At 46.3% G+C, this 16,404-nt stretch carries 13 protein-coding genes; 12 read left to right on the forward strand and 1 reads right to left on the reverse strand.

Annotated elements, in window-relative coordinates; all coding sequences use genetic code 11:
* Positions 1-107 precede the first annotated feature (107 nt).
* The 7 genes from gspN (at position 108) to JMX03_RS03270 (ending at position 8,281) form a co-directional block, all read left to right on the forward strand.
* Positions 108-926, forward strand: a complete 819-nt coding sequence (gspN, locus tag JMX03_RS03240; protein WP_201594438.1) for a type II secretion system protein N — start codon at positions 108-110, stop codon at positions 924-926.
* A complete protein-coding gene (locus tag JMX03_RS03245) occupies positions 927-1,853 on the forward strand; it encodes a type II secretion system protein N (RefSeq protein ID WP_201594440.1) in 927 nt (308 codons plus the stop codon).
* Between the two features lie 133 nt (positions 1,854-1,986).
* A complete protein-coding gene (gspD, locus tag JMX03_RS03250; protein WP_201597753.1) occupies positions 1,987-4,209 on the forward strand; it encodes a type II secretion system secretin GspD in 2,223 nt (740 codons plus the stop codon).
* A gap of 23 nt (positions 4,210-4,232) precedes the next feature.
* Positions 4,233-4,394: a hypothetical protein gene (locus tag JMX03_RS03255; protein ID WP_201594442.1), complete on the forward strand. Its 162-nt coding sequence runs from the start codon at positions 4,233-4,235 to the stop codon at positions 4,392-4,394.
* Positions 4,395-4,534: 140 nt separating this feature from the next.
* A complete protein-coding gene (locus tag JMX03_RS03260) occupies positions 4,535-5,584 on the forward strand; it encodes a TatD family hydrolase (RefSeq protein ID WP_201594444.1) in 1,050 nt (349 codons plus the stop codon).
* A 54-nt stretch (positions 5,585-5,638) separates the two neighbouring features.
* Positions 5,639-6,490, forward strand: coding sequence for a tRNA threonylcarbamoyladenosine dehydratase (locus JMX03_RS03265; protein WP_201594446.1), 852 nt, complete (start codon positions 5,639-5,641; stop codon positions 6,488-6,490).
* A 33-nt stretch (positions 6,491-6,523) separates the two neighbouring features.
* Positions 6,524-8,281, forward strand: coding sequence for a GAF domain-containing hybrid sensor histidine kinase/response regulator (locus JMX03_RS03270; protein ID WP_227695233.1), 1,758 nt, complete (start codon positions 6,524-6,526; stop codon positions 8,279-8,281).
* A gap of 110 nt (positions 8,282-8,391) precedes the next feature.
* Here the strand turns inward: JMX03_RS03270 and efp are convergent, their stop codons facing one another.
* Complete coding sequence (gene efp, locus JMX03_RS03275; RefSeq protein WP_201594450.1) at positions 8,392-8,964, reverse strand: elongation factor P; 573 nt, start codon at positions 8,962-8,964, stop codon at positions 8,392-8,394.
* Positions 8,965-9,200: 236 nt separating this feature from the next.
* On the opposite strand from efp, the gene epmB reads away from it, so the two are divergent.
* From epmB to JMX03_RS03300, 5 genes are all read left to right on the forward strand, one after another.
* A complete protein-coding gene (gene epmB / locus JMX03_RS03280) occupies positions 9,201-10,205 on the forward strand; it encodes an EF-P beta-lysylation protein EpmB (RefSeq protein ID WP_201594452.1) in 1,005 nt (334 codons plus the stop codon).
* A 118-nt stretch (positions 10,206-10,323) separates the two neighbouring features.
* Positions 10,324-12,231: a hypothetical protein gene (locus JMX03_RS03285; protein WP_201594454.1), complete on the forward strand. Its 1,908-nt coding sequence runs from the start codon at positions 10,324-10,326 to the stop codon at positions 12,229-12,231.
* Positions 12,232-12,468: 237 nt separating this feature from the next.
* A complete protein-coding gene (locus tag JMX03_RS03290; protein ID WP_201594456.1) occupies positions 12,469-14,553 on the forward strand; it encodes an EAL domain-containing protein in 2,085 nt (694 codons plus the stop codon).
* Positions 14,554-14,715: 162 nt separating this feature from the next.
* Positions 14,716-15,171, forward strand: a complete 456-nt coding sequence (locus JMX03_RS03295; protein WP_201594458.1) for a c-type cytochrome — start codon at positions 14,716-14,718, stop codon at positions 15,169-15,171.
* Between the two features lie 150 nt (positions 15,172-15,321).
* The gene (locus tag JMX03_RS03300) at positions 15,322-16,362 is read left to right on the forward strand and encodes an AAA family ATPase (RefSeq protein WP_201594460.1); all 1,041 of its coding nucleotides are present in this window, start codon (positions 15,322-15,324) and stop codon (positions 16,360-16,362) included.
* The last annotated feature ends 42 nt before the right edge of the window (positions 16,363-16,404 follow it).

The following is a 16,404-nucleotide window of genomic DNA, read 5'->3' on the forward strand; positions in this document are numbered from 1 at the left end:
AAAGCCAGTATCTTTAAATGAAGATACTGGCTTTTTTTCTGTCATCTATAGGTGATTGTTTGTTATGATAACGTCATTTTCACTTTACCTATATAAGTAGTCTCACTGTGCCTCAAGCGTCTGCTTCGTCTCATAAACGTCCTCGTAAGCTATGGTGGCTAATTGGGTTTGTGCTATTTGCTTTATTTACGCTGTTACAAATGCCAGCAGCGTGGGTGATCGAAAAATACGCGCCCGAGTCGTCTTATGTACAGCATGTCTCAGGTAATCTATGGCAAGGCTCTGTCATTTGGCAACTGCCTTTAACGACGACACCGTTGACCGGCTCAGCCAGTTGGACGTGGCAGCCATGGCAGTTGTTTTTGGGCAAGATTGGTGCCGATGTCGATATCAGTACAGGGCAGACACGGCTGAATGGACAAGTCAAAGTCGGACGCCACTCTTGGCAGATTGCCGATATGAGTGGCAAGATCGCCCCTGAGACGCTGGCTAGCGTGGTCGATTGGCAACTACCCAATACTCCTATTCAGGTCAATGCGGTTTCATTGCAGCGTCGGTCAGGTTCAGATGCAAAGGTCGCAGGCTTTACGCAAGCAGATGGTCAGCTGACATGGGTCGGTGGTGAGGTCGGCTATCCAAATGGCGGCAAGGTTTTTTATATCACGATGCCCGCCATGCGTGCGCAGCTCACGACAGAACAAAAAAACAATAAAAACCTGCTACATGTGAATTTATTAAACAATCAAGATAAGCGCTTGGGCAATTTATATCTTGATGGTGATAATATGCTGGATGTCAGTTTGACGCAGCGCTTACTGGAAAACATGCCAGAGTATAAAGGGCAAGCACCACAAGACACCCCTGTGGTAAGCGTGCGTCAGCCATTACTATCAGGGTCGTTATTGTCGGATTCAGGGGCGCGTTAAATGATAAGTATCTCGGCACGCCTAAAACCAGTCGTAAATAGTCTAAATCGTTTTTCAGGCTGGCTGTTATTATTGGCAGTTGGCTGGTTGGCTTGGACAGCCGCACGGCTGTTGTGGCTGATATTAGCTCCGCCAGCAGCCCCTGCACTTCCAGTACAGGCATTGCAAAATAATATGGGCTCGACAGCTGACAACAGTAGTCTCTTCGCCATCTTTGCCGATCCCGAACTGGCTGCCGCTGTGACTCAGCCACCGCCTAATGTGGCACTAAAAGGGGTGATGCTGGCCATACCGTCAAGCCTGTCCTCAGCTTTGTTGGATGTGAATGGCGAAGTAAAGAACTACCGCATCGGTGATGAATTGCAAGATAGCGGCTATACCTTGGTCGCAGTTGATTGGGATTCTGCCATTATTGCCGATGCTGCTGATAAGCAAAGTGTGATTAGTATGGCGGATGCTATGCCACTGGATCAAGGCAGTATGGCGGCAGGCGGTATGAGCAACCAGCGTTTACCTGAGGGTGTCCCGATGTCATCTACAATGCCGCAAGCGTTGGCTTTACCCAATGCCTTAGATACGAATGAAGGTGTCAATTCTGTTAATAATCCTGCCGTCAATACTGAGAGTCCCACATCTGCTATCGATGAAGCAGTGGAGGCATTGCAACAAAGCCCAGCCAGTTATCTGAGTCGTATGGGTGTGATGGCTGCAGGCGAAGGCTATCAAGTAACAGCGGCAATGCCAGCCGAGGTGCGCAATCGTTTGGGGTTAGAGCCGGGGGATCGGGTAATGACGGTCAACGGTCAAAGCGTCGGCAACGATCCTATGCAAGATGCAGGAGTATTACAGCAAGTACAGCAAACAGGCGAAGCGCAGATCGAAGTCAAGCGCGGTGATCAAGTAATCACCATTCGTCAGCAGTTTTAAATCTTATAAGCCGTTTAAAACCTTATGAGTTGGTGCAAACATCCGTTGTTTAAACCACATAAAAACCTCGTTAATGCTATTTTAGCAGCGTTTCAGTTCAAACTGAGTGACATCACAGTGGATAATTATGACCATGGCAACTATGCATAAATTGACAATAAACCCTTTGCGCCACTCACTGCAGCGTTTGCTGACTCTCTGTCGGCCATTGTGTTTAGCCTTGCCACTCTGGGCCGCGACGTGCGGAGTTGCCAGTGCTGAGAGCTGGAAGGTGAATCTGCAAGATGCCGATATCAAAGCCTTTATTAATGAAGTGGCCACCATCACCGATCAAAACTTCGTTCTCGATCCGCGTATCAATGGTAACGTCACCGTCATCTCTAACCGCGCCCTATCACGTGATGAGATCTACCAGCTGTTTTTGAGTGTCATGCAAGTCAATGGTATTGCCGCGATTGATTCAGGCACCACGGTAAAGCTAATGCCGGACAATATCGCTAAGCAATCTGGTATAGCGGTAGACCTGCGTGGTGACAGTATTGGCGAGTCATTAGCAACCCGCGTCATTTATTTGACCAATACCCAAGCCGCGGAAGTGCTCGGTGTTATCAGGCCTTTGATGCCGCAATCAGCGCATGCTGCTGCCGTGCCTGGGGTCAATGCGCTGGTCTTATCTGACCGCTCTGACAGTCTCAATCAACTGACTGCTTTGATTCGTGATTTAGACAGCAATGTCAACGATAGCTTGCAGGTGATACCGCTGCGTCATGTCGATGCTGAACGCATGATGGATCTGATAAGTAGCCTTGTTGCCAGTGCAGGCGGCGCGCAGGCGCAGGGTAGTGATCAGCTCAAAGTCATCGCTGATAGCGCCAGTGATAGGCTGCTGGTCAAAGGCAGCCCTGAGATGATCGCCAAGGTACAAGAAATGGTCAATCAGCTCGATACTACCCCGTCGCGTCGCTTAAGTGGTCTGCGCGTCTTTCGACTAAAGTATGCCAGTGCCAGTCATATTGCCGAGATGCTACGGGGACTGTTATCCAATCAATCGATTAATAGCTCTGGTGCCAGCTCTTCTTTAGAGTCGGCATCATTATCCGATAGCAGCAGTACGGGTGCGGCGCTAAATACTAACAATGCAGCGAATTCAACTAGTACGAGCAATTCGGCTGTCAACACAGGCGGAAGCAATAATAGTATGGGTGGTAGACCCTTTAGTATCATCGCTGACGAAACTCAAAATGCTGTGATTGTTAATGCGGCGCCAGAGCTGATGTTTGAGATTGAAGAAGCGGTCAATCAACTCGATAATCGCCGTGCGCAAGTGCTGATTCAAGCGGCTATCGTGGAAGTCTCAGGGGATGATGCGACCCAGCTTGGAGTCCAGTGGGCACTTGGTAATGCCAATAGTGGCTATGGTGTTGTCAACTTCAATAACGTCGGTGCCAGTGCCGCCTCGCTCGCTGCTGCCGCTCTTTCAGGTAATGCCAGTGCGGCTGTCGGCTCGATTGCGGGTGCTTTGGTTGGTATTGGCAACAGTAGCAAAGACAGTCAAGGTAATACGCAGTTTTATGGTGCTATCTTGCAAGCGTTGGATTCCTCTACCAGTGCCAATCTACTGTCCATGCCCTCAATATTGACACTGGATAATGAAAAAGCCAGTATATTAGTGGGTCAAAACGTGCCCTTTGTGACGGGTTCTTTTACTACGACTGGCGACTCCTCTACCAATCCGTTTCAGACCATTGATCGGCAAGATATTGGTATCAATTTAAATGTCATTCCCCATATCGGCGAAAATGGCACAGTGCGGTTGGAAGTCTCGCAAGAGGTGTCTTCGGTAGTGCCAGGCAGTCTCGGTAATGCCAGTGGCTTGATTACCAATAAAAGCTTGATTAACACCACGATTTTAGCGGATGATCAGCAGACCATTGCTCTCGGTGGCTTGATGCGAGATAACACCACCACCAGACAGCAAAAAGTACCTGGTCTAGGTAGTGTGCCAGTCATAGGCCGACTCTTCCGCTCAGATAATGACACCACCCAAAAGAGTAATTTAATCATATTTCTGCAACCGACTATATTGCGTAATGGCGGCGCAGTGGCAAGTGTCACAGAGCGTAAATACAATCAAATGCGCGTCTTACAATTGGTGATAGACAAAAACGGTACGATTAAGCAGCTGCCGTTAAGTGGCACCGAAGGTTGGGGCGGCAAAGTTGATCCTAACTACGAGCTGATGCCGCTTAATCCACTCGTTCCGAAAAAAGATCAGACATCACGCCCTGCATCGCAAGGGTTTACCAGAGTAGACAGTCCTAACAGTGAGATGACGACCTATCCGTTAAATCGCTAAATCGTGGCTAGGAGTAAGAGACAATGAATAAGAAAAAATGGCTTACTCTCAGCGTTGTCGCAACGGCCTTATTATTGATCCCAAGGCGTAGCAGTCGACAAGCGACGCCTGACCATCATAAGCCTTCTAAAAAAGACACTGTGAACCAGCCAAATCAAGCTCCGCTTAACGATAAAGATGCTTGAGCGTAACCCGATAAACGTACCATGATAAAACACTTCTATTTTGCCTCGCTTGTAGCTTGACTTGTATTCTCTGCGCTCGACATCCATAAAAGCCATATATTTATTCACAAATTATATATTCACTAACATGGAGGCGCCTGATGACTGATATAAGTTCATCGTTCACGGCTCAAAGCCAATCATCTAACGGCTCTCAATCTCATGCTGTTTATCCAACAACCCCATATCCACTCATAGATACCCATACGCACTTTGATGCGCCAGTCTTTGATCATGATAGGCGCCAGCAAGCAAAGCGTGCCTATGCGCAAGGCATTCGGCACCTGATGTTGGTTGGCTATCTGCATCGTCACTTTGATAGGTTGTATGCAACGCAGCAGGAACTGGCGCAGATAGAATCAGCTGATGCTAGTGAGAAAAATCCCTCCTCGGATACTTATCCTCAAACCCATATTGCGTTAGGGTTGCATCCTTTTTATATCGAGCAACATACTGACGCTGATCTCAGCAGTATGGCGCAAATAATCCGTCAGCAGCGCCCGATCGCAATCGGTGAGATAGGCTTGGATACTTATACCGATGCTATGAAACAGCCAGCAGCCTTGGAAAAGCAGCAGCGTTTTTTTGCAGCGCAGTTGGACATGGCGGTGACGCATCAACTGCCTGTCATGCTGCATATTCGTAAGGCTCATGCTGAGGCGTTGGCGCTGTTAAAAGCACACGATTATGATGCTCATAAGCTTGGCGGTATCGCGCATAGTTTCAGTGGCGGCGTACAAGAGGCGAAGGCTTTCGTTAAGCTAGGCTTCAAACTTGGCGTCACGGGTCAAGTCACCAATCCTAATGCCAAAAAACTGCGACTGGCCATTCAAGCGGCCGTCGATAGTTATGGTATTGAGTGTTTGGTTATCGAGACCGACTGTCCTGATATGACGCCCATTATGTGTCAGACATCAGGTATGACTCAGCCTGCCAACCAGTCGGCCTTGGGACAGAATGCCGATAATGAGTGGCAAGGCGCTGATGGTCACAATCGCAATGTGCCTGCCAATCTGCCTTGGGTATTGACTACCCTAAGTGAGCTGCTTGATGTTGAGTGTGCAGTGTTGGCGCGTCAGCTTTGGCAAAATAGCTGTGACGCCTTACAAGTATCATGGGCGTATCCAGATCTTGAGCAGCAGAGCTTTTAACCCATTATGAATCATCCATCTACCCAAATCGAAACAGGATTTAAGGCGACTGATATGGCTTTAAAAAACGACACGTTAGAAGTTGGCACGTTAAATGCTACAAGTACAGATAAGCAGTATGAGCGCCGCTTTCAAGGAACGCAGACGCTTTATGGTAGTGCTGCGTTTGAGACTTTTGCAGCGGCCCATGTCTACGTCATCGGTGTTGGCGGTGTTGGCACTTGGGCAGCTGAAGCATTGGCACGTACCGCTATTGGGACGATTACTTTGATTGATTTGGATGTGTTGGTCGCATCCAATGCCAATCGGCAACTGCCAGCGCTTGATAGCACCTTTGGTCAAAGCAAAATAGCAGCGATGGGTCAACGCATACGCGAGATTAACCCAAAAGTTACCCTGAATCTGATCGACGATTTTTTGACGACAGAAAATGTTGAATTACTGTTGCCTAGCCGTAAGGATGCCAAAGCCGCTGCCGATGCGCATCGTCCTATTGTGATATTGGACTGCGTCGATGATATGAGTGCCAAGCTTGCCATCGCGCTGCATTGCCGTTTTAACAAATTAAAGCTGATTTGTGCGGGCGGGGCGGGTGGCAAGATTGATCCACTGCAAATCACCGTCAGTGACTTAAAGGACAGTTATCAAGATCCTTTACTGGCACGACTGCGCAATAAGCTGCGTCATGAAAAAGGCATTAATAGTGCCCTAAAAGACAAGTTTGGCATCAAGTGTGTGTATTCGACAGAGCCGCCGCGAGTGGATAAAAGCTGTCAAACAGGTGGATTGCACTGCGGTGGCTATGGCTCAGCAGTGGCAGTGACCTCGGTGGTTGCAATGATTATGGTCAGTGAGGCGCTACAGATGTTAAGCAAACAAGCAGCCATAAAACGCACGAACTTATAACTTCGTATGAAGCTTGGAGAGATGGAGAGAGATGTGTTAAATTATCAGTATCCGTTAGCAGCAGATGAGCAAGACCGAATTGCTAAACTGCGTGAATATGATGTATTCAATAACGAGCATGACCCCGCATTTGCACGTCTAACGGAACTGGTAAAGCTGTTTTTTGATTTTCCCATCGTGACCATCACCTTCATGGATGAGCGCACCCAGTATCTAAGAGCACCTCACGGAATGCAGGGTGCTTGTACGACCTCACGTGAAGTCGCTATTTGTAACTATACCGTACTGTCTAATGATGTTTTTGTGGTGCCAGATTTAGCAAAAGACAGCCGCTTTATTCACAATCCCTTAATCACCCAGAGTCCTCATTTACGCTTTTATGCAGGAGCGCCTATTCTTCTGTATGAGGGTAGTAAGGTATATCGTTTGGGGTCTTTGTGTCTTATGGATACGCAGCCGAGCGACACATTTGATGAAGAACAGGCTGAGGTGCTGACTAAATTTGCAGCTATGGCAGCAGACGCGTTAGAGCTACAAAAGAGTCAACGCCTCGCTAGGCACGACAGTAAGATGAAGTCAGACTTTTTGGCCAACATGAGCCACGAGATACGTACGCCAATGAACGGTATTATTGGTATGGTCGAGATGCTCGATGAGACTGAGCTAAATACTGAGCAAAAAAGTTATATCGATAATATTAAAATATCTACCGAGCATCTATTAGCGATTATAAATGGCATTTTGGACTTATCGAAAGTTGAGTCTGGAAAAATGACGCTAGATTCGGTACCGATGAATTTGTCAGTACTGTGTCATGAAGTGATTGACTTGTTTGCAGTTCGAGCACAGCAGCGCGGGCTGACACTTGATTATCATTATACTTCGGAATTATCGCCTTATGTAAAAGGCGATCCAGTACGATTGAAGCAGGTTTTATCAAACCTTGTCAATAATGCGATTAAGTTCACTCGTGAAGGTGGACACGTTAGTCTCAAGGTCATGCATGTACCGAACTGTGATGATGACAGTAAGGCCAATGAAGGTAGTGCTGATAAAGGCAAGGCTATCATGCGCCATGACTCTAATGACTGCGACATCACCTTATGTATTGAAGTGACAGATACGGGGGTCGGTATTAAGCCTGAGGCGCTAGAAGCTATATTTGACGCTTATAGCCAAGCAGATAACTCTACCCATCGATTATATGGGGGTACGGGTCTGGGGCTGTCCGTTTGTAAGTCTTTGGTCAATCTGATGGGTGGTTATATTTTGCTAGACAGTGTGATAGGAGAGGGTACGACCTTCAAGGTGTTGTTACCCATGCCGATACTAGAAAAGTCCCAGTATGAAGATTGGCATCATACCAATGCTATAGATGTCAAACCACTCTCGCAAAATATAGGTCGCATACTGCTTGTGGAAGATGACAGTGTCAGTGCCATGGTAGCCATAAAAGCCTTAAGTAATAGCGGGCATACGGTCACACATGTCACTGATGGACAACAGGCCATTGAGCAGTTATCAGCCTGTCCGCAGCGTTTTGATGTGATACTCATGGACCATCACATGCCAATTATGGATGGCATTCAAGCAACGGCTGAGCTACATAAACGCTATGATCCTAAACATTTACCACCCATCATTGCGCTAACGGCCAATGCGATGAATGGCGATCGTGAAAAGTATTTGCAAGCGGGCATGCAAGACTACTGTACTAAGCCCTTCAAAAAAGAGGCGCTCACGACATTGGTACAATATTGGCTCACGCAAAACTCATCAAAAAAGAATTAATATCGACAGCAATACGTGAAATAAACAACAAAAAAGACAAACGATAAAAAAAGCTCAACCATCACATGACGGTTGAGCTTTTTTATGACTTCATCAAAGCCTTAGCTATATTAGCTGACGCGGGTTTGATAGTCGCTAGTGCGAGTGTCTACTCGTACCACTTCACCTTGCTGTACAAATAAAGGTACACGAACCACTGCGCCAGTCTCTAGAGTGGCAGGTTTACCGCCGCCGCCAGAGGTATCACCGCGGACGCCAGGATCTGTTTCAGTAATTTGTAGTTCTACAAAGTTTGGCGGGGTCACTGCAAGAGGGACGCCATTGAATAGAGTGATGGTGCATAAGTCATTACCATTCTCTTTTAACCACATCTTGGCATCAGCCATGGCCGTTGCATCTGCTTGCAACTGCTCAAAGGTCTCAGGGTGCATGAAGTGCCAAAACTCACCATCGTTATAAAGATAGTTCATTTCGGTATCGATCACATCGGCCGCTTCTAAGCTTTCACCTGACTTAAAGGTCTGCTCGAGCACTTTGCCGCTACGTAAGTTGCGCATCTTTACGCGGTTAAAAGCTTGGCCTTTACCAGGTTTAACAAACTCGTTTTCGATAATGGAATAAGGGTTGCCATCAAGCATTACCTTGAGACCGGCTTTAAATTCGTTGGTAGAAAAATGTGCCACAAGAGACTCCTAAGGGTTACTAGTAACTCTAATTAGTAATAAATAATTAATAATCAATAGTTTGGATGAGAGTAAATCAATCATCAACGCGCCGCCAAACTTGACGCTAATAAAACATTAATCCGATCATATCAAGAATAAGGAGAGGTGAACAGATAGGTTTGGTTGGCATGCTTTGATAGAGTGCTGACTTACAGCGTATAATGTCGGTTTTTAGGCGCATGTATTAGGGTGTCATGATAAACCATTTAATCACACAAAAAAACTGGCAAACACAATTATCTGAAGCAGTCACTTCGGTAGATGAGTTGCTCACTATGCTCAACCTCGAGTCTTTAAAGCCGCAGGTTTATATACCTGAGCACTTTGAGCTGCGTGTTCCACGTGGCTTCGTTGCCAAGATGAGGGTTGGGGACGCCGAGGATCCGTTACTAAGGCAAGTCTTACCTGACAAACAAGAGCAAGTCGCGGTGAGCGGCTATGTGACTGATCCATTGGCCGAAAATGAGCAAAATCCAACCAAAGGACTGCTGCATAAGTACCAGTCACGGGTTCTATTGACGATTACAGGGGCGTGCGCTATTCACTGTCGTTATTGTTTCCGTCAGCACTTTGATTATAGTGCCAATATGCCCACTACCTCTGCCCATGCAGCTATTATTAGCTATATAGAAGCGCATCCTGACATAAATGAGGTTATCTTAAGTGGTGGCGACCCATTAAGCGTCTCCAATCGTCGTTTGTTTGCTTGGCTCGATACACTAGAAGCACTCCCGCAGCTGACCACCATCCGCTTGCACACACGTATGCCTCTGGTTATCCCCGAACGCTTAGACAATGACCTATTGGATCGTCTGGCTCAAAGTCGCTGTCATATCATGATGGTAATACATTGTAATCACGCCAATGAGATTGATACAAATACAGCTGAGTACTTACAGCGTGCGCGTAAAGCAGGGGTTACGCTACTCAACCAAGCCGTTTTATTAAGAGGTATCAACGATAGTGTCGCGACACAAGGGGCTTTGAATCAGCGCTTGTTCAGTGCTGGTGTTCTGCCCTATTATTTGCATGTCCTAGATAAGGTCGCTGGCGCTGCTCACTTCGATAGCGACGAGCGGTTAGCTATCGAGCTTTATTGGTCGTTATTGGCTGAGCTTCCTGGATATTTGGTTCCAAAACTGGTCAGAGAGTTGCCGAACAGACGTTTTAAGGTGCCAGTTGACATTTACAAAAAGTAGCAGAGTGCTCAAAATGGTAACTTAGGATACCTTAAACTACCAAACATTAGTGGTGGTTTTTAGCGTACCTATTATGACTATATCGGTCGTTGGTTCATACCGTCATTAAGGAGCACTTGTGATCACGTTATCGGCTTTTCAAGAGTATCTATCGTCTAAGGTGCCCTTGCCACAGCCTGCAAGCAAGTATATCAATGGGGAGGAGCAGCAACTGCTTAAATGGGCAGTAACCCTACCCACGCAAACAGAAGCGCAGCAACTGGATCAAATTGAAAAAATACTGACTGAGTTGGCAGTGTCTGATTTGGAGGATGAGCCGCGTCTTAAGCTGATGGGTATTGTTGCTACGGCCTCCGATCGCTTGATTGCCTCATTGCGTCAGCACTATATCAATGAGTCAGGAGCGCTGAATAGCGAACAGTTGCAATATAGCGCAGAAGTTAAGTCGTTATATTATTTAAGTATTCTGGTTTATGATGGCATTGTAAGGCGAGAGAGTCAGAGATTAGATTATCAACAGCGAACCTCTGCAGTCACAGGCTGGAGACAGATATTTTCTTTAGGCAAAAAGCCTCCTATCACATTAGCGTCTGCCATTTATCAAACACTGGCTACTTATCAAAGGTTGCTGTATGAGCAAGCCATCTCATATGAAAATGCTCAGCAGCATTTATGGGAAGCGATCAATCAGCTGTACTACTTAGCTCATCGGCACGACATCACTCATGTCAATCTCAGCGAGCATGTAGTGGTGCGGCAGGCAATCAGTATTCATGAGATTTATCTTCAGATATGTCTGCATAGCTTGTTGAATACTCGTGCCATGCGCAGGGCAAATATCATATTGATACACCGCTTGCTACCCTCATGGTCAGCCCACGTTAATGCAACCATAGAGCCAATAACCGATACGCGTGTTTTTGTGGATTTGCAAGGCAGTAGCCCGCCAGTTTATCTGACAGCAAACTCCACCATCAATCCGTATGACGAGTATCTCAACTGCTTGTTCATTGAGCTTGACCCTCTAGCATCGTACCTGCAACAACGTCAACAAGTGCTACTTGAAAGTGGCTACGAGAGCATAGAAGCTCAATTAGTCGCTAAAGTATTAATGGCCATCAAACACCGATACATTAACAGGCAAGCGACCATACCTGCCAAGCTCAGTCCTAAGCTGCGGGCAACAGTCATTACTGGTTTTGACGCCATACATTATCATGTGGCAGGTGGACATAGCCTAATGAGTATGATTGCTGCAAAAGAACTGCCGATTGAGCAGTTGCCAAGCTACGATACGCAGCCTAAAGAATATGATCAAAGTATTAAAGATAAAGGTATTAAAAAAGATACTAATGACCAAGATGCTAAAAAACAGCACAACTCTATTAAGCTCTATGTAGACACTTTTGATAGTACCGATACCACATCACAAATAAGGCTGATGCAGTTATTATCAGCCCAGGACATCATGCAGCGACAAGCCATTATCGCAGATCGAATGGCAACGAGGCAGTCAAACTTAACTAAAATGCACAAACATCAGCCTGTGATTGAAGAGACCTCTTTGTCTGTCACGCCAGTTGAATTGGATAAAACTCAGAGTAACAAGAGAGAAGGTGAGCAAGGTAGCGCGCCACCGCTGTCATTGATGAGTATGTTTTTGCTGTGTCGCCCAAATGACAGTAGTAAGCTTAAATGGTCGCTGGGTATGGTGCGTTGGCTCAATCTTGAGAGTAAGCTTATCGAGGTAGAGTGGCAGGTGCTCGGCCATGAGCTGACTGCCTGTGCGCTACGCTTGGATAATAGAGGTAATATAGACCAGCGTAGTCAAAAATTTATTCCAGCCTTTCTCATGGCAGGTGATGAAGACTTGCAAACTGACTACAGTGTCATCGTACCCTCTTACCGCTTTCAAACTGGAGACAGAGTGATGATGCGTATCAATGACAACCAAGAGCCGTTGCGGTTACAGCAGTGTTTGATTAATAGTGAGGAGTTTAGCCAGTATAAATTTGTCCGCCTGTAGCACGATATTAATACCCTCAAAAACTGTTATGGTCAAATATACAGTCCTCGATAAAGGCTAGAAATGGCTGATATGGGTTGCTGTTGCTATAAATATATCCTTCATTAGTTGACGACATCATTCGCTATCACGCTATAATACGGGTTCGATAATCAAAAGCCACTCAGGTATAATGGATTTGACAGAAAAGCTGATGATTGCTCCAAAGTAGCCCCTACAAGAATAAAAAGGCCTGATATGCACACCAAGTCCCTCTTGAACTTATTAGTGATAGATGATGATCAGCTATATGCTGAGCGTCTGGTTAGATTGTTGTCTGCTTACTACGATGAGGTAAATCTAGGGTTTTTGGATGATAAAGAGGAGCTGATGAAATCCCTGCGTCATCAGTGGGATGTTCTCGTTTTTGGCCGCGCTTATGACATAAGCTTCACTGATGTGGTCGGTATCGTTCAGGAGCAAGGCCTTGACTTGCCTCTAGTCGGTTTGATGAGTGATGAGATGGCAAATACTGGGCGCAATGGTGACGGCATGCCCGCAGTCATTGATGGTACTATGGTCAAAGCGCTGCTAGCAGAAAAAGAAACACAAGTTGTAATGGCGATATGTCTACAACACGCCAACCTGCGTTGCCGACGTCAGCTACAAACACTCCAACACGTCCTGTCTGAAGCTGAGCAGCGCGCCAATATTTTGATCAAAAACTCCAAAAGTGCCGTCGCTTATATTGATCAAGGCATTCATATCTTCGCTAACGACCCCTACCTTAAGCTATTTAACTTTGAATCGATGGACGAAATCATAGGACTGCCAGTGATTGATTTGATCGCAGGTGGAGACAGCATTAAAGAGTTTAAGGACTTTTTGCGTCAGTTTGATAAAGGTAATCGCGAGCAGGTCGAGTTTAACTTCGAAAGTCGGCGTTTGGATGGCACTACCTTTGAGGCCAAACTGCAGTTGGCAGCTGCAACGTTAGATGGTGAGCCAGTGACTCAAATCATCATTCAGCAGAGTGGTGCGAACAGCGCTGAAATTGCTCAGCGTTTAGCGGCTGCAGAGCGCCAAGATAACCTCACTGGACTTACTAACCGCCGCGGCTTTGAAGAGCGCTTTGAGGCACTATGTCAGTCAATATTGCAAGATAAAAGTAATGCAGGTTTATTATACATTCAACTAGATAGTATTGGTAAGATTAGCAGTAGTTTGGGTTTGCAAGGGGTAGATGCCACCATCAAGCAAGTGGCTGAAATGCTAGATGAGATGTTAGCAGATGCTCATATCAGTCGCTTTAGTGACACTGCATTTACGGTATTGGTGAAAAATGTCACAGTAGATACACTCAAGGCGTTAGGTGAGCGTATTCGCCAGCGTATCAGTGAGATGCTCATCGAAGTGGATACAAACACTACCAATACCACAGCCAGTATCGGTATTGTACAAATTGACTCAAACGCGGCTGAGCCGCAAGTGCTGCTTGAGCGTGCCGTTGAGGCCATTAGTCATATCAGAGTTGAGACGGCGAACCGCGGTGATGCCATTCATATATATGATCCCAGTGAGTATGCTAGTAGTGACGAAAACGCCTTAGCTGAGTACTTAGTAAATGCCATTACCAACAATCATTTTGAGGTACTCTTTCAGCCGATTTATGACGTCAATAATGATCGTAGTGACTTTTTTGAAGTCTACTTGCGCCTCCCATTGAACGATGCTGACAATACAGTATTGACCCCTGATCAGTTTATGATGGTCGCTAAGAAGCATGATTTACGTGAAAAAATAGACCGCTGGCTACTGATCAATGCTTGTAGGCAACTGAATGATGTCCGCAGGACGCATCCAGAAGCACGCTTATTAATACAATTGACCAGCGCCTCATTGGTAGATAAAAAGTTGGTCAATGTTGCCAGTCAGCTGATAAAAGCGGTGGGTGGTGCACCTGGGGCATTGACATTGCAGTTCAATGAACAAGATGTGGCCAATCATTTAACCGTTGCTAAGTCGCAGTTTTCATCACTAAGAGAGGTTAGTTGTCAGCTGAGTATCCATAACTTTGGAGCCTCTGCTAAATCAGTTGAGATCGCCGAGTTCGTACATCCTGATATGACGCGACTGGCTCACAGATATGTCGAAAACATTGATAGTACAGAAAGCTTAGAAGCTATCAAATCCTTGATTGGACGTACTAATGAGTTGGGTCTGGATGTATTAATGCCTCATATTGAAGAAGCTGCAACGATGTCAGTGGCATGGAGTGTGGGCGCACGCTATCTACAAGGTCACTATTTTGAAGAGCCAAGCAATACCATAAATGTGGTTTAAAAAACTCAATCTGCCGTAGTCTAATACCTGAGCTACGGCTTGCTTCATCTCCTTCTGTTATATAAACGCTTATCGCTATCTACTTACTTTCATGGCCATGCCTGCTATGATTGTCTTTCCGTGAACCTTTCTTAATCAAAAAAACCTAAAGAATATATAAATATGCCTATTAATATTAAGTTTCGACTTAGTGGTATGCTAATTGCAGTGCTTTTAGTGAGTGCTTGTGAGAAGACGCCAGCAGATTATCGTGCGCCTGTGACCCTGCCAGAATATACTCAGGGTAATGCCGATCAAGGGGCAATAATCTACGGCGATGCCTGTGCTCAGTGCCATCAGCTGACGCCTGGACTGAATAAAAAAGGCCCGCAGCTGATGAACATATATGGGGCGTCTGCTGCAGAGTTGGCAGACTATGATTATAGTGATGCACTCAGCAGCTCAGGCTGGGTTTGGGATGCTGAGACGCTTGATCCTTATATTGCCGATGCTGAAAAAGCCATGCCTGGCTCAAAAATGCTTTCAGATCCGATGCCAGACGCCAATGAGCGCGCCGATGTGATTGCTTATCTATCGACCTTGCGTGCTGCTGCACCAGTCTCTACAGAGGATCAGTAAGCGCGGTATGGTACATCAATTATGGTGGCTTTATCATAGTGCAGTGTGTCTCGGTGCTGACAGTGGTCATTTATAATGACTGTTTGTACTGAATGTTTGTGAATGTTCAATACGCCCTATATTTACCATAAAAAAATTCGGTAGTTTATTATGCGCCAAAGCAATGCTTATGACTTATTGCCAGAGGAAGGTAGGGTATTGATAAAATCATCCGCTATTTTTAAGAAACCTGAGGTTAGTGATAGTACAAACTACATGACCAATCAACGCCAAGTGGCGCAGTTACTTGTACAGCTCAATCAAATTGTACTGGATAAGCCGCAAGTGGTTAAGCTGGCGCTCAGTTGTGTGCTGGCAGGGGGACATTTGCTATTACAAGACTTGCCAGGTATGGGCAAGACCACGCTGGCACAAGGGCTAGCGCAGCTACTTGGGTTGTCATTTAATCGGGTGCAATTTACCAATGATATGCTGCCAGCAGATATCTTAGGGATGAGTATCTATGATCAAAGCACGCAGAGCTTTGAGTTTCGTAAAGGCGCTATCTTTACCCAGTTGCTACTGGCTGATGAGATTAATCGTTCCAGTCCGAAGACGCAAAGTGCCTTGCTTGAAGCAATGGAAGAAAGGCAAGTTACTCAAGATGGGTATTCTTACCCATTACCTGAGCCGTTCTTTGTCATTGCTACCCAAAACCCAATGCAGCAAGCGGGTGTCTATCCGCTCCCTGAATCGCAATTAGATCGCTTCTTGATGTGTTTATCGCTCGGGTATCCGTCACCAGCTGCAGAGCGGGAGTTGCTGCGCGGTCAAGATCGCCGTGAGCTATTAGCAAGCTTAGATGCGGTGCTAGATACGCAGGCCGTATTGTTGGCTCGCCAAGGGGTACAACAAGTCTATGTAGCGGATGTGGTATTGGATTATCTGCAGCGTTTGGTCGCAAAAACGCGGATTAGCCAAGAGTATCATGGGCTGTCCCCACGTGGCGTGTTGTCACTGCAGCGCGCTGCACAGGCGCATGCATATGTGTCAGGGCACCAAGAAGTGTCACCAGAAGACATTCAAGCGGTGTTTGCCGCTGTGACAGATCACAGGCTGGGTCAGCGATTTATGCCGCTGCATGTCGATGGAGGGCAGGCAGCGCAGACCATTGCTCAGCGTATTATCAATGAGGTAGCGGTGATTGTCTAAAGGTATACTTAAACAGACGCTCTCTACGTGCCAATCATGATA

The sequence above is a fragment of the Psychrobacter fulvigenes genome, assembly GCF_904846155.1.
In the GTDB taxonomy this organism is placed as follows: domain Bacteria; phylum Pseudomonadota; class Gammaproteobacteria; order Pseudomonadales; family Moraxellaceae; genus Psychrobacter; species Psychrobacter fulvigenes.